Source organism: Mesorhizobium sp. M0998 (genome assembly GCF_040318885.1).
In the GTDB taxonomy this organism is placed as follows: Bacteria; Pseudomonadota; Alphaproteobacteria; order Rhizobiales; family Rhizobiaceae; genus Mesorhizobium.
Genome location: NZ_JAMYND010000028.1, coordinates 55,663 through 77,638 on the forward strand (window position 1 = coordinate 55,663; position 21,976 = coordinate 77,638).

At 60.7% G+C, this 21,976-nt stretch carries 24 protein-coding genes, 1 tRNA gene and 1 pseudogene; 15 read left to right on the forward strand and 11 right to left on the reverse strand.

Annotated elements, in window-relative coordinates; translation table 11 throughout:
• Positions 1 to 262 precede the first annotated feature (262 nt).
• Both chpT and NKH59_RS23810 read left to right on the forward strand, forming a co-directional pair.
• Complete coding sequence (gene chpT / locus NKH59_RS23805; RefSeq protein ID WP_352452917.1) at positions 263 to 892, forward strand: histidine phosphotransferase ChpT; 630 nt, start codon at positions 263 to 265, stop codon at positions 890 to 892.
• 240 nt (positions 893 to 1,132) lie between these two features.
• A complete protein-coding gene (locus NKH59_RS23810; RefSeq protein ID WP_352452918.1) occupies positions 1,133 to 1,501 on the forward strand; it encodes a response regulator in 369 nt (122 codons plus the stop codon).
• A 105-nt stretch (positions 1,502 to 1,606) separates the two neighbouring features.
• Here NKH59_RS23810 and ctrA read toward each other — a convergent pair whose 3' ends face one another.
• Entirely contained in the window at positions 1,607 to 2,302 is a 696-nt protein-coding gene (gene ctrA, locus NKH59_RS23815; protein ID WP_006203583.1) for a response regulator transcription factor CtrA, read from the reverse strand.
• Positions 2,303 to 2,752: 450 nt separating this feature from the next.
• Between ctrA and NKH59_RS23820 the strand changes: the two genes are divergently transcribed.
• Complete coding sequence (locus tag NKH59_RS23820) at positions 2,753 to 3,130, forward strand: flagellar export protein FliJ (RefSeq protein WP_023719275.1); 378 nt, start codon at positions 2,753 to 2,755, stop codon at positions 3,128 to 3,130.
• A 62-nt stretch (positions 3,131 to 3,192) separates the two neighbouring features.
• On the opposite strand, the gene NKH59_RS23825 is transcribed toward NKH59_RS23820, so the two are convergent.
• Positions 3,193 to 3,588, reverse strand: coding sequence for a winged helix-turn-helix transcriptional regulator (locus NKH59_RS23825; RefSeq protein WP_352540958.1), 396 nt, complete (start codon positions 3,586 to 3,588; stop codon positions 3,193 to 3,195).
• Positions 3,589 to 3,681: 93 nt separating this feature from the next.
• On the opposite strand from NKH59_RS23825, the gene NKH59_RS23830 reads away from it, so the two are divergent.
• Positions 3,682 to 4,608 carry an NADP-dependent oxidoreductase gene (locus NKH59_RS23830; RefSeq protein ID WP_352540957.1) on the forward strand — a complete coding sequence of 309 codons (927 nt, stop codon included), beginning with the start codon at positions 3,682 to 3,684 and terminating at the stop codon, positions 4,606 to 4,608.
• Between the two features lie 57 nt (positions 4,609 to 4,665).
• Here the strand turns inward: NKH59_RS23830 and sciP are convergent, their stop codons facing one another.
• The gene (gene sciP, locus NKH59_RS23835; protein WP_023679563.1) at positions 4,666 to 4,941 is read right to left on the reverse strand and encodes a CtrA inhibitor SciP; all 276 of its coding nucleotides are present in this window, start codon (positions 4,939 to 4,941) and stop codon (positions 4,666 to 4,668) included.
• 261 nt (positions 4,942 to 5,202) lie between these two features.
• Between sciP and mnmA the strand changes: the two genes are divergently transcribed.
• Positions 5,203 to 6,393, forward strand: a complete 1,191-nt coding sequence (gene mnmA, locus NKH59_RS23840; RefSeq protein ID WP_352456412.1) for a tRNA 2-thiouridine(34) synthase MnmA — start codon at positions 5,203 to 5,205, stop codon at positions 6,391 to 6,393.
• 13 nt (positions 6,394 to 6,406) lie between these two features.
• Here the strand turns inward: mnmA and NKH59_RS23845 are convergent, their stop codons facing one another.
• On the reverse strand, positions 6,407 to 7,366 hold the full coding sequence (locus tag NKH59_RS23845; RefSeq protein WP_352466761.1) for a Gfo/Idh/MocA family protein: 960 nt from the start codon (positions 7,364 to 7,366) through the stop codon (positions 6,407 to 6,409).
• A gap of 236 nt (positions 7,367 to 7,602) precedes the next feature.
• Between NKH59_RS23845 and NKH59_RS23850 the strand changes: the two genes are divergently transcribed.
• Positions 7,603 to 7,679, forward strand: a tRNA-Met gene (locus tag NKH59_RS23850).
• Here NKH59_RS23850 and NKH59_RS23855 read toward each other — a convergent pair.
• Positions 7,636 to 9,261: a recombinase family protein gene (locus NKH59_RS23855; protein WP_353023288.1), complete on the reverse strand. Its 1,626-nt coding sequence runs from the start codon at positions 9,259 to 9,261 to the stop codon at positions 7,636 to 7,638. The two genes, NKH59_RS23850 and NKH59_RS23855, sit on opposite strands and share 44 nt — an antisense overlap.
• Positions 9,262 to 9,285: 24 nt before the next feature.
• Complete coding sequence (locus NKH59_RS23860; RefSeq protein ID WP_353023254.1) at positions 9,286 to 9,516, reverse strand: hypothetical protein; 231 nt, start codon at positions 9,514 to 9,516, stop codon at positions 9,286 to 9,288.
• Between the two features lie 185 nt (positions 9,517 to 9,701).
• On the opposite strand from NKH59_RS23860, the gene NKH59_RS23865 reads away from it, so the two are divergent.
• Positions 9,702 to 10,085 (forward strand): PIN domain-containing protein, encoded by a 384-nt coding sequence (locus tag NKH59_RS23865; protein WP_353023256.1) that lies wholly within the window; start codon positions 9,702 to 9,704, stop codon positions 10,083 to 10,085.
• On the opposite strand, the pseudogene NKH59_RS33555 reads toward NKH59_RS23865, so the two are convergent.
• Together NKH59_RS33555 and NKH59_RS23870 are read right to left on the reverse strand one after the other, a co-directional pair.
• Positions 9,967 to 10,251 (reverse strand): annotated as a pseudogene (locus NKH59_RS33555) (Y4oE-related protein); the annotation flags it as partial. The gene NKH59_RS23865 and the pseudogene NKH59_RS33555 sit on opposite strands and share 119 nt — an antisense overlap.
• A 23-nt stretch (positions 10,252 to 10,274) precedes the next feature.
• Positions 10,275 to 10,991, reverse strand: coding sequence for a hypothetical protein (locus NKH59_RS23870; RefSeq protein ID WP_353023258.1), 717 nt, complete (start codon positions 10,989 to 10,991; stop codon positions 10,275 to 10,277).
• A gap of 157 nt (positions 10,992 to 11,148) precedes the next feature.
• Here NKH59_RS23870 and NKH59_RS23875 point away from each other — a divergent pair, with 157 nt between their 5' ends.
• Positions 11,149 to 11,364: a transcriptional regulator gene (locus NKH59_RS23875; RefSeq protein ID WP_502904980.1), complete on the forward strand. Its 216-nt coding sequence runs from the start codon at positions 11,149 to 11,151 to the stop codon at positions 11,362 to 11,364.
• Positions 11,365 to 11,465: 101 nt separating this feature from the next.
• Here NKH59_RS23875 and NKH59_RS23880 read toward each other — a convergent pair whose 3' ends face one another.
• Positions 11,466 to 11,846: a helix-turn-helix domain-containing protein gene (locus NKH59_RS23880; protein WP_502908716.1), complete on the reverse strand. Its 381-nt coding sequence runs from the start codon at positions 11,844 to 11,846 to the stop codon at positions 11,466 to 11,468.
• 377 nt (positions 11,847 to 12,223) lie between these two features.
• Here NKH59_RS23880 and NKH59_RS23885 point away from each other — a divergent pair, with 377 nt between their 5' ends.
• Both NKH59_RS23885 and NKH59_RS23890 read left to right on the forward strand, forming a co-directional pair.
• Entirely contained in the window at positions 12,224 to 13,459 is a 1,236-nt protein-coding gene (locus NKH59_RS23885; protein ID WP_353023260.1) for a hypothetical protein, read from the forward strand.
• A 20-nt stretch (positions 13,460 to 13,479) separates the two neighbouring features.
• Entirely contained in the window at positions 13,480 to 16,170 is a 2,691-nt protein-coding gene (locus NKH59_RS23890; RefSeq protein WP_353023262.1) for a hypothetical protein, read from the forward strand.
• Positions 16,171 to 16,380: 210 nt separating this feature from the next.
• On the opposite strand, the gene NKH59_RS23895 is transcribed toward NKH59_RS23890, so the two are convergent.
• Positions 16,381 to 18,384, reverse strand: a complete 2,004-nt coding sequence (locus NKH59_RS23895; protein ID WP_353023264.1) for a DUF3363 domain-containing protein — start codon at positions 18,382 to 18,384, stop codon at positions 16,381 to 16,383.
• A gap of 790 nt (positions 18,385 to 19,174) precedes the next feature.
• Between NKH59_RS23895 and NKH59_RS23900 the strand changes: the two genes are divergently transcribed.
• From NKH59_RS23900 to NKH59_RS23910, 3 genes are all read left to right on the forward strand, one after another.
• Positions 19,175 to 19,324: a hypothetical protein gene (locus tag NKH59_RS23900; protein WP_353023266.1), complete on the forward strand. Its 150-nt coding sequence runs from the start codon at positions 19,175 to 19,177 to the stop codon at positions 19,322 to 19,324.
• A 26-nt stretch (positions 19,325 to 19,350) separates the two neighbouring features.
• Positions 19,351 to 19,515 carry a hypothetical protein gene (locus NKH59_RS23905; protein WP_353023268.1) on the forward strand — a complete coding sequence of 55 codons (165 nt, stop codon included), beginning with the start codon at positions 19,351 to 19,353 and terminating at the stop codon, positions 19,513 to 19,515.
• A gap of 94 nt (positions 19,516 to 19,609) precedes the next feature.
• Positions 19,610 to 20,035, forward strand: a complete 426-nt coding sequence (locus NKH59_RS23910; RefSeq protein WP_353023269.1) for an IS110 family transposase — start codon at positions 19,610 to 19,612, stop codon at positions 20,033 to 20,035.
• A gap of 315 nt (positions 20,036 to 20,350) precedes the next feature.
• On the opposite strand, the gene NKH59_RS23915 is transcribed toward NKH59_RS23910, so the two are convergent.
• Entirely contained in the window at positions 20,351 to 20,530 is a 180-nt protein-coding gene (locus NKH59_RS23915; RefSeq protein WP_353023271.1) for a hypothetical protein, read from the reverse strand.
• Positions 20,531 to 20,972: 442 nt separating this feature from the next.
• Here NKH59_RS23915 and NKH59_RS23920 point away from each other — a divergent pair, with 442 nt between their 5' ends.
• Together NKH59_RS23920 and NKH59_RS23925 are read left to right on the forward strand one after the other, a co-directional pair.
• Positions 20,973 to 21,389, forward strand: coding sequence for a TIR domain-containing protein (locus tag NKH59_RS23920; RefSeq protein WP_353023273.1), 417 nt, complete (start codon positions 20,973 to 20,975; stop codon positions 21,387 to 21,389).
• Entirely contained in the window at positions 21,389 to 21,940 is a 552-nt protein-coding gene (locus tag NKH59_RS23925) for a hypothetical protein (protein ID WP_353023275.1), read from the forward strand. The genes NKH59_RS23920 and NKH59_RS23925 overlap by 1 nt, the downstream gene beginning before the upstream one ends.
• Positions 21,941 to 21,976: the final 36 nt, after the last annotated feature.

The following is a 21,976-nucleotide window of genomic DNA, read 5'->3' on the forward strand; positions in this document are numbered from 1 at the left end:
GTTAGGGGCAAACTATGCCGTAATCCTTTTTCAACCATTAAACTCCCACATGAAGATGGCGGTTCGAAGGCTGTTTTCACATCGCCCGCGCAGCACCCTGCTGCGTGAACACGCCATTTTCGACAATCATGATTTCGGATTTGTTGCTGCACGCACAAGCGCTGTGTATTCAGAATGCTTGGGAGAGAGCGTGATTCGTGTGGACAGGCGTGATCATGATCGCCCGGTCATTGTGTTGTGAAATTTGCAGGGATTTTTGCCGATGGCCGAGCTTTTCACCCTTTCCGCACCCGATCTGGCAGCGCTGCTGTGCAGCCGGGTCTGCCACGACATCATTTCGCCGGTCGGCGCCATAAACAACGGGCTTGAGCTGCTCGACGAAGGCGGCGCCGACGAAGACGCCATGAAGCTGATCCGCCAAAGCGCCAAAAACGCCTCCGCCCGCCTGCAATTCGCCCGCATCGCCTTCGGCGCCGCCGGTTCCGCCGGCATGCTGATCGACACCGGGGACGCCGAGGCCGTGGCCATCGCCTTCCTGAAGAACGAGAAGCCGGAACTGATCTGGAACGGAACCCGCGCACTGTTGCCCAAGAACAAGGTCAAGCTGCTGCTCAATCTCATCCTCGTCGCTAACGCCGCCATTCCGCGCGGCGGCAGGCTGGTGGTCACGCTGGAGAACCTCGAGACCGAGCCGCGCTTTGCGCTCGCGGCGAGCGGCCCGATGCTCCGCGTGCCGCCCAAATTCCTGGAATTGCATTCCGGCCACAGGCCGGAAGAGCCGATCGACGCGCATTCGGTGCAGCCCTATTACACGCTGCTCCTGGCCCGCGAAGCCAACATGACGATTTCGATCCATGCGACCGCCGACGAGATCGTCCTTTCGGCAGCCTGAAGTTCTCCTAAAGAGTGGGGAAAGTATTTTTCTCAAGTCATATTTGCGGCGTTGTTCCTAACATCTGTGGGGCGGGCTTGCGGATTGATTGCGTGAAGCATTGCGAAAGAAGATTTCACTTAAAACACCTTCAGGAAAATTTTACCTAACGGCTTTTCGGCTTCTTTACCAGATCGGCCTATGTTCCCCGGCAGATGCCACGACGCTGCCGGTTCGCCGCATGGCAAAGAGGGTCCCGGAATGAAACGCTGCATGTTCGTCGACAATTCGAGCGTCATCAGGAAGGTCGCAAGGCGTATCCTGGGCGGTTCCGGCATGATGGTGATCGAAGCCGCCAGCGGCCACGAGGCGATCGAGATGTGCGCGGCCGACATGCCTGATATCATCGTCGTCGACGGCGCCTTGCCGGACATGCAGGCGCAGGACCTCATCCGCCGCCTGCGCGCCATGGAAAGCCCGGTATTGCCGCAGGTTTTGATTTCGCTGGTCGAGGTCGATGTCGGGGCGATCATGCGGGCAAAACGAGCCGGCGCCCAGGGCTACCTGCTGAAGCCGTTCAACCGGCCGCAACTGCTCGAGTGCTTCCGCGCCTTGAAGATTGCCGCCTGATCAGAGCTGTTCCATTCCGACGAAAATCGGATCGGCTCTATCTTGTTGTTCTGCCGGGTTCTTTTCCGAAAAAATCGGCGCCCACCTTGGGATCACGCCCCTAGTTCAGGCGCTGACGCGGATATCTTCGGGCTCACGCAGCACATAGCCGCGGCCCCAGACGGTCTCGATGTAATTCTGCCCGCCAGACGCGGCGTCAAGCTTCTTGCGCAGCTTGCAGATGAAGACGTCGATGATCTTCAGTTCTGGCTCATCCATGCCGCCATAGAGATGGTTAAGGAACATTTCCTTGGTCAGCGTGGTGCCCTTGCGCAGCGAGAGCAGTTCCAGCATCTGATATTCCTTGCCGGTCAGATGCACGCGCTGGCCACCGACCTCAACGGTCTTGGCATCGAGATTGACCACTAGGTCGCCGGTGGTGATGACCGACTGGGCGTGGCCCTTGGAACGCCGCACGATGGCATGGATGCGGGCGACCAGTTCGTCCTTGTGAAAGGGCTTGGTCATGTAATCGTCGGCGCCGAAGCCGAGGCCGCGCACCTTGTCCTCGATGCCGGCCATGCCGGAGAGGATTAGGATCGGCGTCTTCACCTTGGACAGGCGAAGTGTTCTCAAAACTTCATAGCCCGACATGTCGGGGAGATTGAGGTCGAGGAGAATGATGTCGTAATCGTAAAGCTTGCCTAGATCGACGCCCTCTTCACCAAGGTCAGTCGTATAGACATTGAAACTTTCCGATTTCAGCATCAGCTCGATGCTTTGTGCGGTTGCACTGTCGTCTTCTATCAGCAGAACGCGCATTTCATTCCCCTTTTCTGCTGCCGGACCATTTCACGACCCGTCCAGGACCGGAGCAGTGATTGCCTGAGCAGAGGCTGCCATCGAATGGTTAATAAAACCTAATTCCCCGTCCATGACGGTATCAGATTTTTTAACCCCTTTCTACACCTTGTTGAATCCAATAACGAATCACAGACCCAAACCGTTAACGCAGCACATTAATAAGCCAGACTAAGTGACTCTTCGGACTCGTTGGCCGGGTTTCCCGACGAGAAGCAGAATTTTTACCCGCCCTTAAGTCCTGAGCCGTATGATTAACAATGCCCGTAAACGAATGGTTACCGCCGGCAAAAAACTTTAGGAGTTTGTTTCCCATAGTTCGGGGAAAGCCGGTGGAAACGGGTCAAGCCTGGGCCTTGCCGGGTGAATTGGACGATATGTGCAGGTGTGCGTTTCCGGGAGTACCGAATCATGAAGTCACGTGAAAACCTCGTTCGGCTGAAGCAATTTCAGGTGAGCGAGAAGCGGCGGCAGCTGCTGCAGCTCGACATGATGATCGCCGAATTCGAGCGCATGGCCGTCGAGCTGGAACTTCAGATTGCTGCCGAAGAGAAGAAGGCCGGCATCACCGACATCAATCACTTTGCTTATCCGACCTTCGCCAAGGCGGCACGTCTGCGCCGCGACAACCTTAGAAATTCGCAAAGCGACCTCGCCCAGCAGCGAAATGTCGCCGAATCATTGCTGAGCGAAGCCGAAGCGGAGCTTTCCAAGGCCGAGATGCTGGAATCGCGCGACACCAAGGCGCGCGACACAGAAGCCGGCGGCCGCAGCGCCATGATCGGGTGAAAACAAGACGTTAACGCGCGTCGCGCTTGCGCGCTATTGCTGCGCACCGAACTGTGCCCGCCTCAGGCATCCAGATCTTCTTGCTGTTCCGCCGCCCGTGCGCGCGCATTTTTGATGTCGGGCACATGCTGCTCCGACCAGGCTCTGATCTGATTGAGCAGCCCTGCCAGGTTCTGGCCAAGTTCGGTCAACTCATATTCGACCCGCGGCGGAATGACCGGGAAAACCTCGCGCCGCACAAGCCCGTCGCGTTCCAGGATACGCAGCGTCTGCGTCAGCATTTTCGGCGTGATGCCTTCGAGCTTGCGCGCCAATTCGCCGTTGCGGAGCCGGCCCCGGCGCAGCGCACAGATCACCAGGTAGACCCATTTGCTGGCGAGCGTCTCGAGCACGGCGTGTGACGGGCACGACCGCCGAAAGGCGTCATAGCCAAAAGGGGAACCATCTTCACTATCCATGGGGTGCATATATATCAAAAAGGTACATACTAGACAAGAGAAAATAACTATCCAAATGATAGTGGCACATCAAAACCAGCAGGAGAGCCTTCCATGCGTGCCATTATCCAGAATTCCTTCGGCGGACCCGATGTCCTCGTCATTGCCGATCGCCCCGCGCCATCACCCGAAGCCGGCGAAGTGCTCGTCCGCATCGAAGCGGCCGGCATCAATCCGGTCGATGGTGCGGTGCGCGGCGGCCACTATCCGCTGCTTGGCGAGCCGCCTTTTGTCCTTGGCTGGGATGTTTCGGGGACTGTCGAGGCGCTGGGCTCCGGCGTCTCCGGCCTCAAGGTCGGCGATGCCGTGTTCGGCATGCCGCGCTTTCCCAAACAGGCGGCAGCCTACGCCGAACTCGCCGCTGTCCCGGCTGATGAGCTTGCGCCGAAACCTGAAGGCATAGATCACGCGCAAGCCGCCGCGCTGCCGCTGGCCGGCCTGACGGCCTGGCAAGGCCTTGTCCGCCATGGCCGGCTCGATTCTGGCAAGCGCGTGCTGATCCACGCCGGAGCCGGCGGCGTCGGCCACCTGGCGGTGCAGATCGCCAAGGCGCACGGCGCTTACGTCGTCGCGACCGCCAGCCCGGAAAAGCTCGATTTCGTCCGCTCGCTCGGCGCCGACGAGGTGATCGACTACACAAGGGATGATTTCACCGCGAAGGCCCGCGACATCGATCTGGTTCTGGACCCGTTCGGCGGCGTGCATGCGGAGCAATCACTGAAAGTGCTCACTGCCGGCGGCGTTCTGGTGTCGCTGCTCGATGTCAGCGATGCCACCAAGGCAAAGGCCAGGACGCGAGGCATCCGCGTCGAGCGCATGTCCGTAGTGCCCGACCGTGCCGCTCTGGTGGAGCTCGGCAAATTGATCGACGCGAAAAAGCTGGCCGTCCACGTGGCAAAGGCGTTTCCGCTCGAACAGGCCGGTGCCGCCCATGCCTTTCTCGCCACCAGGCCGATCGGCAAGGTGGTGCTGACGGTCTGAAATTGCAGATCGTCGACCCTCGCAGACGTAAGGGCGCTGATCAGCGCCCTTATCGGCCTAATGCCGGTATTGCTGGATGCGCGTGGTGCGCAGGCCGGCAAGGCCGTATTCGTCGATCGACGCTTGCCAGGACAGGAATTCCTCGGTGGTGAGCTTGTAGCGCTGGCATGCCTCTTCGAGGCTCAAAAGCCCGCCACGCACCGCCGCCACCACTTCCGCCTTGCGCCGGATAACCCAGCGACGTGTGTTTGTCGGCGGCAGATCGGCGATGGTAAGTGGGCTGCCGTCCGGCCCGATAACATATTTGACTCGCGGTCTAATTAGATCGGTCATCGTACTCTCTACAAAAAACTCAAAGACCCAATCCCCACCACATTACCGCCACAGCTTTAAAATTTGCCTAAGCAGACCCTAATGGTTAGGTAAGGATCATGAACGCGGCGTTAGCCTTTTCATCGGCATTTGAAACATCTGCCGGCAAGCGCATTGAACCCGGCAGGAAAAATGAGCCGGCCCGGCAAAGCTGGCGCAGCCGAGACGCTTGACCTATATTCCGGCCATTGGCATTGAAGCGCCGCGCAGAACGAAAGAACCATGAACAGCCTCGATCTTCCCGGACGCCCCGAAAACACCCGCGTCGTCGTCGCCATGTCGGGCGGTGTCGATTCGTCGGTCGTTGCCGGCCTCCTGAAGCGCGAGGGCTACGACGTCGTCGGTGTCACGCTGCAGCTTTATGACCACGGCGCGGCAACGCACCGGGCCGGCTCATGCTGCGCCGGCCAGGACATCGACGATGCCCGCCGCGTCTCCGAGACGCTCGCCATCCCGCATTACGTCCTCGATTACGAGGAGCGCTTCCGCAAGGCGGTGATCGACCCGTTCGCCGAGAGCTATGTCGCCGGCGAAACGCCGATCCCTTGCGTTTCCTGCAATCAGACGGTGAAATTCGCCGACCTTCTTGCGACCGCCAAGGAACTCGGCGCCGACGCGCTGGCGACCGGCCACTACATCCGTTCCGGCGCCAATGGCGCCCACCGCGCGCTTTACCGGCCGGTCGACGCCGACCGCGACCAGAGCTACTTCCTGTTCGCCACCACCCAGGCACAGATCGACTATCTGCGTTTTCCGCTCGGCGGCCTGTCGAAGCCTGAGGTTCGCGCCATCGCCGAGGAGATGGGACTGACGGTTGCGGCCAAGCAGGACAGCCAGGACATCTGCTTCGTGCCGCAGGGCAAGTATTCCGACATCATCGCCAAGCTGAAGCCGGCTGCCGCCAATCCAGGCGACATCGTCCATATAGACGGGCGCGTGCTTGGCCGCCACGAGGGCATTTTGCGCTACACCGTCGGTCAGCGCCGCGGCATCGGCATCGCCTCGGGCGAGCCGCTCTACGTCGTTCATCTCGACGCCGACCGGGCCCGCGTCGTCGTCGGCCCGCGCGAGGCGCTGGAGACCCACAAGATCTTCTTGCGCAACATGAACTGGCTGGGCGATGGCCCGCTGACCGCTATCCCGGCGGCCGGGCTTGAGCTTTTCGCCAAGGTGCGCTCGACGCGGCCGCCGCGCCCGGCCGTGCTGCATCACCGCGCCGGTGTCACTTCGGTGGAACTGGTAGACGGCGAATCCGGCATCGCGCCCGGTCAGGCTTGCGTGCTCTATTCCGACGATGGCAACGAGGCGCGCGTGTTCGGCGGCGGCTTCATCGAGCGCTCCGAGCGCGGCGCCGAGGCCGAGGCGATGCTGACGCGGCTTGCCGTCCAGCCGGCGCGGGTACCCGCCGAATAGACGGCGTTTTCTCTTAGGGCCTTGTATGGGCGACGGTGCCGGCGGTCAGGATGCGCAGCACGCGGATGGCCTCCTCGCCGCTGGTGCGCGGTTCGGCCCGCGTCTCGATGCAGTGGATGAAATGCTCCAACTCGCGCGTCAGCGGCATGCCCTCACCGACCGCGACATAGGACGGCTCGTTGGCGGTGAACGCCCATTGGCCGCTGTCCTGCCACACCGCGTGGCGATAGACGGCAAGCTTGCGCTCCCACGGCTCGACATCGTCGAACACCGCCATCGCCTTGGTGCCGACAACGGTCAGCCGCCGTTCGCGGTAAGGGTTGAGCCGCGAGGCGAACAGATGGCCGCGCAGGCCGTTGGGAAAGCGCATGTGCAGATGCGCAAAGTCGCTGAGATTGTCGAGAAGAGCAGCGCCTTCGCCGCGCACTTCGACCGGTTCGGTGCCCGTGATGGCCAGGATCATCGACAGATCGTGCGGCGCCAGATCCCATAGCGCGTCGTTTTCGGTGTGGAACTTGCCGAGGCCGAGCCGATGCGAATGGATGTAGCGGACTTCGCCGAGTTCGCCATTGTCGATCAGCGCCTTCAGCGTCTCGAAGGCGGGATGAAAGCGCAGCACGTGGCCGACCATGAAGACACGGCCATTATCGGCGGCCGCCTGCACCGAGCGTTCGGCATCGGCCACCGTCAGCGCGATCGGCTTCTCCACCAGCACGTCCTTGCCGCCGAGCACGGCGCGCACCGCCATGTCGGCATGGAACTGCGGCGGCAGCGCCATGACGATGGCGTCGACATCGTCGCGGGCAAACAGCGCCTCCGGCTCTATGGCCAGGCAATCCTGCTCGCTGGCAAAACCCTCCGCGCGCGCGGGGTTGACGTCCGAAACCGCATGCAGCGCGCCGAGCGCCTTTAGGGTGCGGATGTGGTTGCTGCCCCAGTATCCGCAACCGAGGACTGCAATGCGCGGTTTCATGAATTCATGACCATGACTTTCGTGGCCGAGACATAGCGACGTGCCTCGCTGAACTCAACCCCGGCCTGTGCGCCCAAATGTCTGCCCGGCAAAGCTTTCGGCGCCAGCAATATGCCGGCGCGGCAGCCACTTCGATGCTTGACAGGCTTGGCCTCGCAACCTTATATCCGCGCGACCTTGGCGAACGCGCCGATATGCCTGCCGATTTAAGCTGGATTTCGGGCCTTCGCCGCCCTGGCGGGGTAGCTCAGTTGGTTAGAGCACGGGAATCATAATCCTGGGGTCGGGGGTTCAAGTCCCTCTCCCGCTACCATCACTGCAGCGCTAGGCGCTGTTCCTGGTTTACGATTTGGCAGGTTCAGAAGCTCCGCCAGCGCACCGCGGACTTTCAGCTCAACCTTTCCCCTACCCTCCGTCGGAATGATATCAATCCCCGTGACCAGCGAGCGGATGATCCTCGCCGCCTCGTGGCGCTCGCGCTCATCGGATTGCAACGCGTCCTGGAGCTCGGATACTTGCCGACGGTAAACCTTCACCGCAGCCGGATGAAACTCCACAATGCTGTCCGCGGCCGCCATCGCCTGAAGCTCTCGGGCTAGATTCTCCTTTTCGCGCTCGAGGTCCAGCAGCTTCGATTTCAAGCTGGTCGTCGCGACACCGTCAGCGATAGCATCAACGATATTGCCGATCTGCCTGTCGATGCCGGCATGCCGCCTTTCGGCTTCCCTTTGCCGTTCGCGGTTCATGGCGTTCAGTCGCTTATGCTCAGCATGATATTCAGCAAGGAAGCCCGCAATGGCATCTGGCGCCAGCAAGCGCCGCTGGATGCCTTCAAGCACGCGCTTCTCTAACTCGCCAACGCGGATCGTCTTGTTGTTGGTACAAGTGCCTTTCTCACGGTGCGCGGCACAAGCAAGCTGGTCTCTGTTCTTCACCGTATAGGAAGCGCCACAGCAGCCGCACCGCACAAGCCCCGAGAACATGTGCTTTGGCCGCCGGCGGTGATGGAGTTTCATGCCTCCATAAAGCTTCTTGCGGGCTTGCACCGCATCCCACAGCTCATCGTCGATGATACGCAGATGCGGCACTTCAACAACCTGCCAGGTTTCCGGCAGATTTGGCCGCGAGATGCGCTTCCCAGTCTCGGGGTCCTTGCGCATTTGGATACGATTGAAGACGAGCAGCCCGATATAGGCTTCGTTATAGAGAAAGCCGCTTCTCCGCTTGAGATTGCCATTGATGGTCGAGGCGCCCCACGCACCCCCGAAGGGTGATGGAATACCTTCCTTGTTGAGGCTTGCAGCTATCGTACGTGCTGATTGACCAGCCGCGAACTCCCGAAAAATCCGACGCACGACCTCGGCTTGATCCTGATCGATCTCGCGTAGACCGCGGATCGGTTCGCCGCGTTCATCGAGCTTCTTGATCACACGATAGCCGTAGGAGAGACCGCCGGCGTTGTAGCCGTTCAATATGCGGCCGCTTTGGCCCCGCCTGATTTTGGCGGCAAGATCGCGCAGGAACAACGCGTTCATCGTTCCTTTGAGGCCCACGTGCAGTTCGTCCACGGCACCCTCCGAGAGGGTGACGATCCTGACCTCGGCAAAGCGCAGTCGCTTGAAGAGGCCGGCTACGTCTTCCTGATCGCGAGACAAGCGATCGAGTGCCTCGGCTAGGACGATCTCGAATTGCCCGCTTTGAGCATCTGTCAGAAGGCGCTTGATGTCTGGTCGACGGATGATGCTTGCACCGGATACGGCGGCGTCGGCATAGGTCCCAACGACAGTCCACTTCTCCCTGGCCGCGTGCTCTCGGCAAAGCCGCAACTGATCCTCGATAGAGGCTTCGCGCTGGTTGTCGGATGAGTAACGAGCGTACAGCGCGACACGGGTCATGGATCGCTCCTCAGCCTCTGCTTGCTAATGTCCGCCGCCGCCGTCCACACCCTCCCCTTCTGACGGTGCTTTCTCAGGAGGATGAACTTTGTTGTCGTTGGCCGTCTGCAATTCCTCGAAATGCTCCCGAGCAACCCGCCGACCCAACAAACAGGCGATCGACAGGACGGCTCGTTCAGCCATGTCTCGTGCCGACATGTCAGCTTTGTAATCATGGCTTGCGCTGTCGTTCCCAGGTTTGGCCTCGTCCACCATGGCATGCCCGCTCTTCTGTGTAGATCAAGGGCATTGAGCGGCGTGATGATCAGCAAGACAAGTTCAGTTGCAGCGCGGTCGTACGGTGGCGTGCAAATACTTGCGCGCTGCGATTTGGGGATTCCGAAACCAAGCCAAATTGTCGAGGCTCCTGCAATATTACAGGCGATATCCAATATGCTTGCATGAGACTGCTTCTCGATACGGCGACCTTGGTGGCGGCGATCCGAAGTGACGCTGGCGCCTCGCGCCAACTGTTGGTGGCGGCTTTGGAACGCCGGTTGACACTCATTGTTTCGGTGACGTTGATGATCGAGTACCAGGCGGTCATGACAAGGCCCAAGCACCTTGAGGCTTCCGCCCTGTCGCTTCCACTTCGGAGTCGGGCCGGCCCAGTTGAAGACAGGCGAATACCCGAAACCAGAATGGGCAGTTTCATGTCCGACCGTCGTAACGCCCCGACACGGCGCACCAAGCGATTGCGGTCGCGGCTGTCTCTCCCCAAAGGGCTTTCGCTGCCTCTGCCGCTTCAGGCACGGTCCATTTTTCCAAGGCGGCATCACGGTTGAAGGCGTCCAGCAGATCGGGATCTGCTCGCCGCCGGATGGTGAGATGCCGCAGAAGCGTCCAGTCCTGCCAATTCCCTGGCGGTTGAAGGTGACGGGAAATAGATGCTTCGCTGCAAGTCGAGGGATTCTCCGCTGAAGCGGGACGTTGAGTTGGGTGGATCTTCATACCCCCTCCTCCAGTTTCATCGTTCAGGCACGGAAACAGCAGCCAGCCCCGGGCCTGCGGAGCTTGGGACGCCGCTCGCCGGGAAAGACCTGCTCCGGCGTCATCTGCTCGGCGATGCGCACAAGATCGCTGAGCGCCGAGCGGATTTGCGGCCAGGGAAACTCGGAGCATTCCTCCCAGGCCTCGCCCTCGCGCAATACGGCATCGAGCTTGCCCGCCACCCCGGCGAGAGTCGTGGCGGGGGTGGCTGAGAACGCTTCCAGCAGATCCTCTGCCCTATCGCCAGCCTCGCGCTCGGCCCTGAGCGCGGCGGTGTAACCGGTCTCCTCGGCAGCCGCATTCCAGCGTGCCTGGTGGGCCGCCAACTCAGCTTCTGCCTTCGGGCGGAGAGCCGTCAAATCCGGTCCTTTGCCGAGCACTTCATTGAGCGCCTCGATCGAGTGGATCGTCACGTCCCCACCCTCGGGCAGGCGGACGGTCACACAGGGAAAGCCGACACTCTCGACAAGCCTCGTCTCCATGCGCTGTTGGCTGCGGCAAAGCCGCTCGGTCAGCGTGTGGGCTGTCTCCCATTCCCGCCAAAGCGTTAGCGCTGGGTCGGGCAGCGTACTTGTTGCAGCTCCGTTGCTGGCAAGCGCGCTTTTCTCAAGCACCAAAGCGGTGGACGTGATCATCCCTCCCGCAAGCACTCGCCTGCGGGTGACGAAAGGCAGAGTCATGCTATTGTCGGAATCAGCCATGATCCGAGCTCCCTTACAGCTTGGGTGCGGTCAGGTCGGGCGGTGTGTGTCATCACTCCGTCCGACGTCTTGTGTGCAGTTTCAGAATACAGGTCGAGACGTGAGCGGGCAACAAAAATCATTACAGTGTGATGAAATCAGCCCTATCCAGTGCAGGATGGCGCGAGCAGCTCTCGGTTGGGGGGTGCGAGAACTGGCAGAGGTTGCTCAAGTCGCAACGCAGACGATTACTCGCCTGGAGCAAGGCGATCAGCTCAAGCCCAGCACTCGTCAGGCCGTTCGTACCGCCTTTGAAGCAGCAGGAATCGAGTTTATTCCCGAGAACGGAGGGGGACTAGGCGTCCGGCTTTCCCGTCGGCAGGACGGGAAATGACACCAGTCGAAAACTGATGCTTCCTATGACTTTTGTCGCCCACCGCGAATGAAGTGTCCTGACGCAAGCGACGACTACTCCTCAAGATCCGCGTGTTCCGCCTACCGGCGTTTGGGAGCCAGTTCCTCATCGTTCTGGGTGTTCGGCAGGCTAAGCTCCTCTCCCAACGCGGCTATCAGGGCCGAGACACGGTTCCGAACTCGCGGATGAAGGCGCATCAGCCCCTCGACTAGCCGCCGGCCTTCCGCACTAGCGATGAAATTTATGCGTTCATCCACCGGCAAAGGCGAAGCTTCCCCATTAGCTTGCTGATTCCCCGGCAGCCCCTCAAAGAAGCGGCTGACGGGGACACCCAGCGACTTGCCGATTTCGTAGAGCATCGACGCGCTCACGCGGTTCCGCGCGTTCTCATATTTTTGAAGCTGCTGGAAGCTAATGCCGATCGATCGGGCGAGCTGTGCCTGCGAGACATCCGACTGCACGCGAACCGTGGCAACCTGCCTGCCGACATGCTGATCGGCAGGCCGCCGCCGCCAGCCGACTCCCTCTTCGGAGCTTCCGCGATCATGGCCTCGGTAGTGACAAGCAAGCCGGCGACCGAGGCCGCGTCTTGGAGAGCCGCCCTCCGCGAACTGTCAAACTCTATGATCATCCCGACATCCGCTAGTTCCACGCTTGAAAATTGCGCATGGCTTGCGCAACCGGCCTACAGGATGGCATCTTGGCTCGCGATTAATAGCATGGCACTTAAAATCTCGCTCATGACAACTGAGGACTATTTCTGACCGCGAATGCCTCTTCCTCCAAGCTGCTGAGCAATCACCTGGTCTGGACGGTGCTGCGGGATCGCCGGAGTTTCGTGGTTCGTCTCGTCGAGCCCAGCGTTTACGCACCTGCCGCCCACGGCGACATCTTCGAGCAGGTCATCATGGAACTTATCAATCCGACGCCGCGTGCGATGGATGGCTATACCAGGACCAGCTTCCAAGCGGGTGCGCCCTTCGACCTGCTCACTTTCCCCGAAGCGTTCGCGCCGGCAGAGGCCTTGCTGTCGGTGTTGCGGTCGCTCAGCCAAGTTCAGACGCTTGGCTGTATTCATGTCGGCCTTCGGCCGGATGGTGATGATGAGAACCATCTCTTCTCGAACGCCGAGATCACGTCACTCCTTAAGGCGCTGCTCGCTATCCCGGCCATTGTGCCGCAGGATCTGGCGTCCTTTCGTTCATGGTTCGAGAAACAGCCGGCCCACTTCCATTTCAATCTGGGCTGCCTGTTCACGCTAGACGTGGACGCGCGCCCACGTATCTGCATCCATCCCAAGCTGGTGCGTTCGCAGTACGAGAATAGCCCGCTTCCCGAGAAGACGATGGCAGAAGCGAACCTGCTTTCGCTCGTGACGCTGTTGCCTGCAGACAAGCGCTACCTGTCGGTTACGATCCAGCCGTTGATCTGCTCGGACGCTCTCAACCTCCCCACGGACCGCGCCACACCCCCGCCGCTTACTGCTGTGAACTCCGCCGAGACACCGTTCGACATCCCACCTGATCATATCGACGTGGTGTCCATCTCGACTCACACGCCACAAGTCGAATATGGGCCGCAGGCGACCCAGCCGCGTCCGCGGGAATGGCACCTGGAATTTCGCGACACCTTCTGCCGCGCGGCACAAGACGGCGAGTTGCCGCGCCACCATTTCGCGACCTTCATCCTTTCAAACTTCGAGACCCTGAAAGGAGGATCGAAAGGCGGGCTCTCGGGCATCTTCCAGCCGATCGATCCGCGTGAGCAGCAATTGCACCGTGCGGTCGGCCTGAACCGTTATGGGCGCAGCAAAATTGATGGTGGGAACAATGGCTGGCATCAGTCCGCGCCAGGCAAACCGGGAGACTGGCAATGGCGCGGCTATATCGCCGCACTGACGCAGCCCTCCAAAGACGAGGCGGTGCGCGTTCTCGGGTTCAATCTCTCGAGTATGCTGCGCGATTCCTCCATGTGGCGGCCGATTGGCGCGCCAAATAGCTGTGAGGTATTGCTTGGTCGCTGGCAGTCGCCGAACCACCTCGCATTCGCCGATTGGGAGGCAGGCCAGACATGACGGATCCTAGCACGCTACGAATGATCAGCTTCGGTAGCAACGCTCCGGCATGGGCTGCACTGAGCCATTTCCTCTCCGCCGGTCTGGTCCGCGAGCTCTGCGCTGCGACCATCGACGCGACAAGCGACGGCACGATCCAACTCGGCGACTTGTGCATCGAGCAGATGTCGGGCGGCCCGCCGCACCTGGCTACCTGGACGATCCGCCTCAAACCCGGCCAGGAAGGCTTGGCGGGCTATCTACAGAATGTGCTGCGTGTCTTGACCTGGCAATCCGATGCGAGCGTCCACTACGACGACAGCCGCATCCCAGAAGCTTTTCGTGAACGCTGCCGGACGATCGCATTTGCCTTTGAACTGGCCACCGTCGACTTCGGCTCGATCAGCTCTTGGCTCGCCAACACCGAGGGTGGATCCGCCTCCCTGAACGTGATCGGAAAGGCGATCGGTCTTGTCGCCGCCATTGGCGACCAAGCGGACTCGGCGACCATTCGAACGGCCGACGAGGCCCTTGCGCCGCTCGACCCTGCACTGCGGATAGTCGCCACAAAGCATCTGGGCGACCTCGCGCTGGACGCGGACCGACCGAGTCTCGCCGGCGCGTTCTACGGGACGACGCAGCGCTTGTGCGACGGTTTTTCCGATCCGAGCTGGTCCGAGTTCGTCGAAGCCGTTGCGGACATGACGCTCCAATCGCTTGCCACCGTCTCCGGCATGACGGGTTCGCTCAAAACCACCCACGCCATGCTCGGTGCGGTCCAGGCGCCCGAAACCCTTGTGACCAAGCCCTTGCTCGCGCTGAATGCAGCGCTGGCGGCAATGCATGCCGCTTATCAAAGCAGAGAAGGGCTGTTTTTTCCGGATGTGCGCGCCTGCGTGCTCGACACGCCCTTGCTCCAAAACTCGCACGATCTGGGCGCCCCTCTCGATCATTGGGCAAACAGGAAGTTCACCGACGCTCATCGACGTTTCTGGGCTGCGCTTCGCCGCCTGAACGCGCTGGGCGGCTCCACGCTTTCGAGCGAGGCTATGGCATTCTACGGGCGGTCGGTTTTCGACGAACTGTACGAGCAGATTGGGCGTCATCGTCGGCCAGAGAGTTTCGATCTCGCGCTTCGGCTGGTGATCACCAGTGGGCGTGAGGGTGCCGTTGGCCCCGAAGCCAGCCGCGAGGATCTTGTTGATGCCTATGTGACACAAGAGGTGATCGGCGTGGCGACGGAAGTCGCCCAGAGGCATACCGGCGTCCGGCGCGAGCGTCTCAATGTGCTGGTGAAGCTCTTCATCGCCTGGCTGGGCACGTTAAGCGCCGAAAAGGAGCATCTCGCGCGTCTGTTAATTGACGCCATCGCAAAGCTTGCTCAGGAACCGCCAGGAGACTCATTCATCCAAGGGCATAGCCTGCCGAAGACAAGCCTTGTCGCAATTAAGGACATTGCACGGAAACGCCCTGAATTTGTGCAGCCCGCTTCGCGGATCATTGCCGACGCGATCCTTGCCGGGTTTGCTACCAAGCAATTTGACCTGACAGTAGCTGGTCTGGAAGCGGCGGTCGATTGTGCGGTAGCGTTCGCCCCCGATGATCTGAACCGTCTGGCAGATGTTATTCTCACCATTCTCGAAGACGGGCCGCCTTCAGAAAGCGCCTGGCCGATCGTCTCACCCGCCATCACCTTCATTTCCTGCGACGAGGTGCGGGCGCTTTGGGCTGAAAACTCAGAATTCGGATCCCGGTGCGCACAAACGATCTTGCGACACGGTCTCGGCGCCGCAACTGAAAGCACCCGTCTCCTCGCGTTGCTCGACGATATTGTTCCTTATCTCGATGCGCCGGTTGTGAAGGACGAGCGCATTCAGGAGGTCGTTCGGGCGGTGCGGGATGGCGCCCTGAAGTCGAATCACTCTGGCGTCACGGGAAATATCGGTGTGCTGTTTGCCACGCCTGCGTTGGCCGGCCGAGACGGGATCAACGATGCCGTGCGCGGCCTGATTGTCCTGCTGGGCACGGCAACCACGCAGCGGCACAACATTGCCATCGCGACTGCCTACCAGCCTCTCAGCACCCTGACCTACCAACTGGACACGATCGCCGATACCCTGTCCCTCTCCCCAAGCAACGTGGATGCACTGCTTGATCCGATCGTGAGCGCACTTGAACAGTTCTGGCGAGCGGCTCGGCAAAATGCGTTGCTCTTTGCACCCTTCGCAATCCCATTGCCCACGGCGCCGAACGTCATCACGGTACAGAATTGGGCTTTTGTGACCCTCGGCTTCGCGCGCCGGGCAGGCGCGTTCGACCGCCTCAGCAAGGTCGTCGAAGAGGCTGCGGACAACGATCAGCTTGCTGGCCCCATCGCATTGGCGAAGGCTGTCCGCATGACCGCAGGCGATCCGATCGTGCTCGATCCGGACGCCGTCCGTTTGGAGCGTCGCGAGCCCTTCTATGCAGCCTTGGGCGAGCGCATGACCTACATCGCGGCGATGCCGCCGAGCGAGGATACGACACGGGCGGTCGCGGCTCTAGTCGAGCGGTGTCTGGTACTTGGCCCCGACGGCCTTGATGCCGGCGTGTTCGTCATCGCGTTGCGCCAAGAGGCGATCGACCTTCCGACTGCCGCCGTCAAAGGCTATCGGCAACGTCTCGAACGCAATCGCGCATTGATGCGGGGCTTGTTCCCGCTGTTTCGATCACTGACAACGCAAAGTCAGTAATGATCGTCTTTCGTTGCAGCGTAGAAGCTGCCGAGCGAACGAACGACCGCATTTGGGACCGGCGACGCAGACAGCGAACGACCATTGTTGGGCGCCAAGCTGCCGTTCGCATTTCGCGAAGTTGTACGTCGACTTCGGGTCGGACGAGGCCTTTCGCTTGAGCCATTGTCGACCCGTTCTGACCGACATTTGCCATATAAGCCGCCACGCTCACAGCCCCAGCCCCCGCTTTCTGCCGAAAGTCCATTCGATACCGCCGCCGTCACGTGCGATGCCGGCGATGTGCTGGCCGATATGTTTTTCGAGTGTTGGTTGCCAAGGCACCAGCTGGAAGCCTGTTGCGTCGTCGATCATAGCAAAACGGCCGGAGGCGAGATTAGCCACTCCGACCAGCCGGCCGCTGACATATTCGTCAGCCTGAGCCTTCATGAAGCTCAGCCCGCGCTCGGCCGCCATCACACGGCCGACGCGGGCGACTTCGGCCTGCTCGAGCCGCTGCAGCAGATCCTTCGGCGCCCGGATCCGGCCGTCGTCCAGCCGGCTGGCGTAGCCCATGTCAACGAGGCTCTGCCGGCGTCGATCTATTGCCTCGGTGACGTCCCGGCCGAACCCGACCTGTGTGAGCGGCGTCCGGGTTGCCGACGCCAGTTCCCGATCGAGCCAGGTCGCGCCATCGCTTGTCACCTGGTTGTCGAGGTCGAGGAAGGAGAGCGTGCGGACAGTAAAATCCCTGCCCCGGTTGCGGGCGTCGTAGGCCGCACCTTGCTCGGCGATGTCGTCGGGGATTTTCCAGTGGTCGGCATCGATGCGTTCGACAACACCGGCACGCCGCAGCGCTTCAAGGCGGCGCACGTGCGCGCGAATGAAAGCATCGGGATCACCCTTCACGCGCTCGATCCGCGGCCGTGCCGCTTCCAGATGCTCGCTCGGTCGGTAGATACCGCCGTGTTCGGCTGCTATTTCGCGGATGTTGAGATCGGCTACGCGGGGCTCTGCCTTTGCCGGGACCGGCTCGAGGGCGACGATGTGGCCGCGCGTAACCTCGTCGAACTTGGTGTCGTCGCCGGTCTCAAAATAGTGGGTGCGTCCGTCGACGCCATCGACGACGACATAGAGCCCGCCATCCATGCCGTCGCCGGCAAGCCCCTTGGCCAGCACCCGTCCTATCACCGGCTCGGTGATCTCTCTGCCATGGGTGATGTACTGGCCGGGGCCGCGCTCCTCGGCGATGCCATGGTCGGCGAGCGCTTGGTGCATGGTCTTGATAATGTCGTTGCGCGTGCCGAGATCGCGCAGAACGTGCTCGGCATCATCGGCAATCATCCACCGGCCGGGCTCAGTCTCGGAGGCGAGGCCATACTGCTCCAGACGCTTGGCACGATCGACCAGGAGATGGCGGTTGGCGCGCAACGTATAGGTCTCGCTTACACCGGGCCTTAGGTCGACGATGCCACGTTCCTCTTGCTCGGCAAGCAGCATCCGGTCGAGGCGGGTCAGCCGCTCGGCCTCCACCTCGGCTCTCAGCTTGTGGGCGATGTCGATCTCGGTCTGCGGTCCGAGCTCAAGCGTCACCAACTCGCCAGCGCGATGGCGGATGCCGTGGGCGATATAATCGCCGGCGATGTTGAGCACCTTGCCCTGATCAGTCACGCCGCGCACCAGGATGTGAGTGTGAGGGTGGCCGGTGTTGTGGTGGTCGACGGCGATCCAGTCGAGCCGGGTTCCGAGATCGCTCTCCATTTGTCGCATGAGATCGCGGGTGAAGGCGCGCAGATCCTCCATCTCGACGGCATCCTCGGGTGCGACGATGAGGCGGAACTGATGCCGGTCGCCACGGCAGCGCTCGATGAACGCTCTGCCCTCCTCTCTGTCGCGACCGTCCTCGAGCGCGGAATAAACCCGGCCATTCTCTCCGTCGCGCGCCACGCCGTCGCGTTCAAGATAGCGCAGATGCGCATCGACTGCCCGGGTTGAGACGCCACGCATCTTCGGGCCGCGCGCGCCACGCTGGGACGTGAACTTGACCACGCGTGCCTTGACCATCACCCGCCGCGTCCGGAAGCGGCCTCGGCCCCCTTCCCGGCCCCAGCCGCTGCCGTCGTGCGACAGGCCGGCGGCGATGCTTGCGCCGCGTCCCCTTGTGTTAAACCGGCCGCCGCCCTTGCTCCCCGCAGAACCACCGATCCTGCCTGGGTTGCCGCTGGCCTTGCGCACGGCGATTTTCACCTGCGCGAGGAACGGTTTTGCACCTGGGGCGACCCGCGTGCCACTGCTTCGCACACGCCCAGGTCTGACACGGAAATCTCTGTCGTCACGGTCCACCATGGCGGCAGAATCAGCGGCGGATTGCGGCTCCGCAAGACGCCGCAAGCGCTGATCGTGCTCCAGCGTGCAAAGACAGGCTGTGGCGCGGAAACGTCGGATCGCACATCACGGCGGCAAATCGGATTTGCAAGCATCACCAGTGCTTTACCGGCAATTCCGCCGCTGCCCATACACCTCAAAGTTCCGGAAGGGCTCTGTTTTCGCAAGCGAAAACAATGTGCAGACAACAACTTACCGAGCAAAGCGAGGTGCGAGCGCAAGCTCGCTTTATCTTGCCGTCTTAATTGGTTATTCTTCCGGTGATCTTTCTGAAATCGTGGTCCCTCATCAAAGTTGCGATAATACACGAATCTATGCTCAGCGCTACGATTCCGCTTTTGGCGTCGAGTTCCGATGCGCAGTGCAGTCTTCCGCGCTCTGCGACCGAGTAGTTGCGCTGCTTATTTGCAGCTCTCGAATCGCCGTGGCGCACTCTTCCATCGGACTAACGGAGCGTCGTCACAAGCAATCGAGCGCGGTCCGACCGTCTGTCGCCGGCGCGGCCGCAGGCAGGATAATTTGCGTTCAGTCGTTCCCGGTCGGCATCGGTCCTCATCCGCCGGAGCGGATCTCCTTGTTCAATTCACGTCCGTCAGCGTGCGGACGTGATGCATTTCAAACGCCGCCACACGGCTCATCGATGTGCACCCAGAAGCTTGCGGGCCTTGCCATGCGCGCGCCATGCGGCGTCGCCCTCACCCACCGCCGCATCACCGAGGTAGAACATGCCGTCGGTCCAGATAATGGTATGGACCGGCCGCGCTCCGACGGCGCGACGGCCATGCTGTAGATGCGCAACCGCAAAAGGAGCACACCATGACTGAAACCGTTGGGCATCACGATAGTATCGCCACGATCGGTATGGATCTCGGCAAAAGCAGCCTTCATCTCATCGGGATGGACGCGCGTGGGAAGGTAATCTTACGGCAGAAACTGTCGCGTGGACGATTGGAAGGCCATATTGCCAACCTTCCGCCTTGACTTGTGGGCGTTGAAGCTTGTGCAGGCGCGCATCACATTGGCCGTCGACTGAGGGCCTTCGGCCATGACGTTCGGCTGATCCCGGGACAAGCCGTTGCGGAAAGGGCAGAAGAACGACTACCGCGACGCCGAAGCGATCGCCGACGCGGTGCGGCGGCCTACGATGAGCTTTGTCCCAATCAAGAGCGCCGAGCAGCTCGACCTTCAGGCCTTGCATCGAATTCGCAGCAGGCTCGTCGGCCATCGCAACACGGTCGTCAATCAGCTCCGCGGCTTTCTTCTCGAGTGCGGGGTTATCGTCCCGCAAGGGCCTGCGAGACTGTGCCAGATGCTGCCACCTATGTTGGCTGAGCGCACCGACGTGCTTTCGCCGCGCCTGGTTCGTCTTGTCGAGGAATTGGCGCAGGACTGGCGTTGGCTGGACGATCGGGTCGATGCAGTCACGGGTGAAATCCAGGCGCTCGCGCATCAAGACGAAAGCTGCCAACGGCTGATGAGCATTCCAGGGATCGGGCTTTGACCGCGAGCGCGACGATTGCGACGATCGGCTATGGCGCCACGTTTTCGTAGGGACGCGACTTTGGCGCCCGGCTCGGCCTGGTGCCGAAGCAGCTCTCCACCGGCGACAGAACGGTGCATGGTGGGCTTAGCAAGCGCAGCAAAAAGTATATGCGCGCTCTTCATCGTCGGTGCGCGCGCCGTACTGGCGAAGCCCGCGAGTTGGGCCAAGTTTGGCCTTGAGGGATGGCCGAGTGCTGCGGCCAGGCGGCTCCATCACAACGCCCTGGCTGCGGCACTGGCCAAAAGCTCGCACAGTTTTCTGTAGCCGCGGGGCCTACAGCATCGCCTCCATCAGCTCCTCGGCCAGCGGATCGCCGGGCATCACTTCGCGCATCGCCGCAGCAAAGCCGACGTGCCCGGTGCGCTTGAGAAGGTTGCCGAATGCCTTCAGCGAGTGGCAGATGGTGTTGTCGAGTCCAGGAACTTGCGCCTCCTCTGCGGCGGCAGCAGCCACGGCCTGTAGCAGCCCGCGCTCCTCACATGGGCGCTGCGGAACCAGCCGATGCGCATGGCGAGCGATCCCGAGCGCGTCGGCGGCGCGTTGTGCCGATATCGCGGCGCGCGCATCCTTCGTGAGTCTACTTTGAGACCTAATTGAGACCGACTAGCTGGCATCAGAGGTGGGAGGCATGCTATCGGTTGCGGACCGACACCTACAACGCCAAGACACGACTTGCCGAGTCAAATTCTTTTGACCTCCTGTTCGCGTAGGCGATTGGCTCAAAGGTTCGCCTTGAAGGCCCTCCGAGATGGTCGGGCGGTGGCATGGGGAAGATAGTTGCCGTCCCCAGGCTTGATATTTTAAATGCTTGATTCAAAACTTAGGTGGCACAATATACAGATATCCGATACTGTGGCAAAAAGGACATAAGTCTCTCAATTCTAGAGGACGCAAGATGGGTAAGACGAAAACATTTGTAAGCTATGACCATTCGGAAGACGTACACTACAAGCGGCTCCTGCAGGCATGGGATGCCAATCCGGAGTTTGATTTTGATTTTGATAGCCGCGGCCCTGACGTAGCCATCAACAGCAGCGACGCCCCTGTCATTAAAGCTGCGCTTGTAAAAAAGATGAAAGAGGCAACGCACTTGCTCGTCCTTGTTGGGGAGAAGAGCGCCAATAGCTCTTGGATGGAATGGGAGATCGACCGGGCGAAAATGGACGACACCAAATTGAAGCTCGCTGCTGTAAAACTGGGAAAGTCGAATACGACGCCCTCCGGTCTCCTGGGTGTTGGGACATCTTGGGCAACAAGCTTTGAACGAGATCGAATCGTCGAAGCACTTCGCAGCGCGACTAATCGCTATTGATGGAAAGCGTCGCGGCATTGGCTGGTAGGCGTATCGACGCGGTGGGGGCAGAGCGACGATTCCCTCTGAGCAACCTGCCCGCCGTAAGAGCGCGGATCGGCAAGGCCTTTAAGCAGCTAAAGGTAAAACAGCTGGTCTGCTCCGCCGCATGTGGCGCGGATTTGACTAGTTTGCAAGTTGCATTGGCCCATAATATTCCCCGCAGAATTCTGCTCCCGTTCGACCCAATGACCTTTAGGAGGTCCTCGGTTGTCGACAGACCTGGTAATTGGGGAGAAATGTTTGACTACGTTTTGGCAAACACTCCTGTCGAGGATGTAGTAAATATGGAACTCCAGAACAAAGACCCCGATGAAAGCTATTCGCTGGTTACGAGAGAGATTGTAAGGCAGGCTTCCGAGATTGCAATTACATCCGGCCTGAAGCCAATCACCCTATTGGTCTGGGACGGTCATCCTAGGGCTTCAGGTGATGCCACACAGGACATGCTTGAGGTATCCGAGGCGGCCGGTTTCGAAGTCCATCACATTCATACTGGCAACGCATCTTAGGGTCAAAACTGCATCTTAAGGGTCCACTTCATTGTC

What these genes read in the sequence shown, in the direction of transcription:
- chpT (WP_352452917.1), top strand. Translation starts at nt 263, where the DNA reads ATGGCCGAGCTTTTCACCCTTTCCGCACCCGATCTGGCAGCGCTGCTG.
- NKH59_RS23810 (WP_352452918.1), top strand. Translation starts at nt 1,133, where the DNA reads ATGAAACGCTGCATGTTCGTCGACAATTCGAGCGTCATCAGGAAGGTC.
- ctrA (WP_006203583.1), bottom strand. Translation starts at nt 2,302, where the DNA reads ATGCGCGTTCTGCTGATAGAAGACGACAGTGCAACCGCACAAAGCATC.
- NKH59_RS23820 (WP_023719275.1), top strand. Translation starts at nt 2,753, where the DNA reads ATGAAGTCACGTGAAAACCTCGTTCGGCTGAAGCAATTTCAGGTGAGC.
- NKH59_RS23825 (WP_352540958.1), bottom strand. Translation starts at nt 3,588, where the DNA reads ATGGATAGTGAAGATGGTTCCCCTTTTGGCTATGACGCCTTTCGGCGG.
- NKH59_RS23830 (WP_352540957.1), top strand. Translation starts at nt 3,682, where the DNA reads ATGCGTGCCATTATCCAGAATTCCTTCGGCGGACCCGATGTCCTCGTC.
- sciP (WP_023679563.1), bottom strand. Translation starts at nt 4,941, where the DNA reads ATGACCGATCTAATTAGACCGCGAGTCAAATATGTTATCGGGCCGGAC.
- mnmA (WP_352456412.1), top strand. Translation starts at nt 5,203, where the DNA reads ATGAACAGCCTCGATCTTCCCGGACGCCCCGAAAACACCCGCGTCGTC.
- NKH59_RS23845 (WP_352466761.1), bottom strand. Translation starts at nt 7,366, where the DNA reads ATGAAACCGCGCATTGCAGTCCTCGGTTGCGGATACTGGGGCAGCAAC.
- NKH59_RS23855 (WP_353023288.1), bottom strand. Translation starts at nt 9,261, where the DNA reads ATGACCCGTGTCGCGCTGTACGCTCGTTACTCATCCGACAACCAGCGC.
- NKH59_RS23860 (WP_353023254.1), bottom strand. Translation starts at nt 9,516, where the DNA reads ATGGTGGACGAGGCCAAACCTGGGAACGACAGCGCAAGCCATGATTAC.
- NKH59_RS23865 (WP_353023256.1), top strand. Translation starts at nt 9,702, where the DNA reads ATGAGACTGCTTCTCGATACGGCGACCTTGGTGGCGGCGATCCGAAGT.
- NKH59_RS23870 (WP_353023258.1), bottom strand. Translation starts at nt 10,991, where the DNA reads ATGGCTGATTCCGACAATAGCATGACTCTGCCTTTCGTCACCCGCAGG.
- NKH59_RS23875 (WP_502904980.1), top strand. Translation starts at nt 11,149, where the DNA reads ATGGCGCGAGCAGCTCTCGGTTGGGGGGTGCGAGAACTGGCAGAGGTT.
- NKH59_RS23890 (WP_353023262.1), top strand. Translation starts at nt 13,480, where the DNA reads ATGATCAGCTTCGGTAGCAACGCTCCGGCATGGGCTGCACTGAGCCAT.
- NKH59_RS23900 (WP_353023266.1), top strand. Translation starts at nt 19,175, where the DNA reads ATGTGCACCCAGAAGCTTGCGGGCCTTGCCATGCGCGCGCCATGCGGC.
- NKH59_RS23905 (WP_353023268.1), top strand. Translation starts at nt 19,351, where the DNA reads ATGACTGAAACCGTTGGGCATCACGATAGTATCGCCACGATCGGTATG.
- NKH59_RS23920 (WP_353023273.1), top strand. Translation starts at nt 20,973, where the DNA reads ATGGGTAAGACGAAAACATTTGTAAGCTATGACCATTCGGAAGACGTA.
- NKH59_RS23925 (WP_353023275.1), top strand. Translation starts at nt 21,389, where the DNA reads ATGGAAAGCGTCGCGGCATTGGCTGGTAGGCGTATCGACGCGGTGGGG.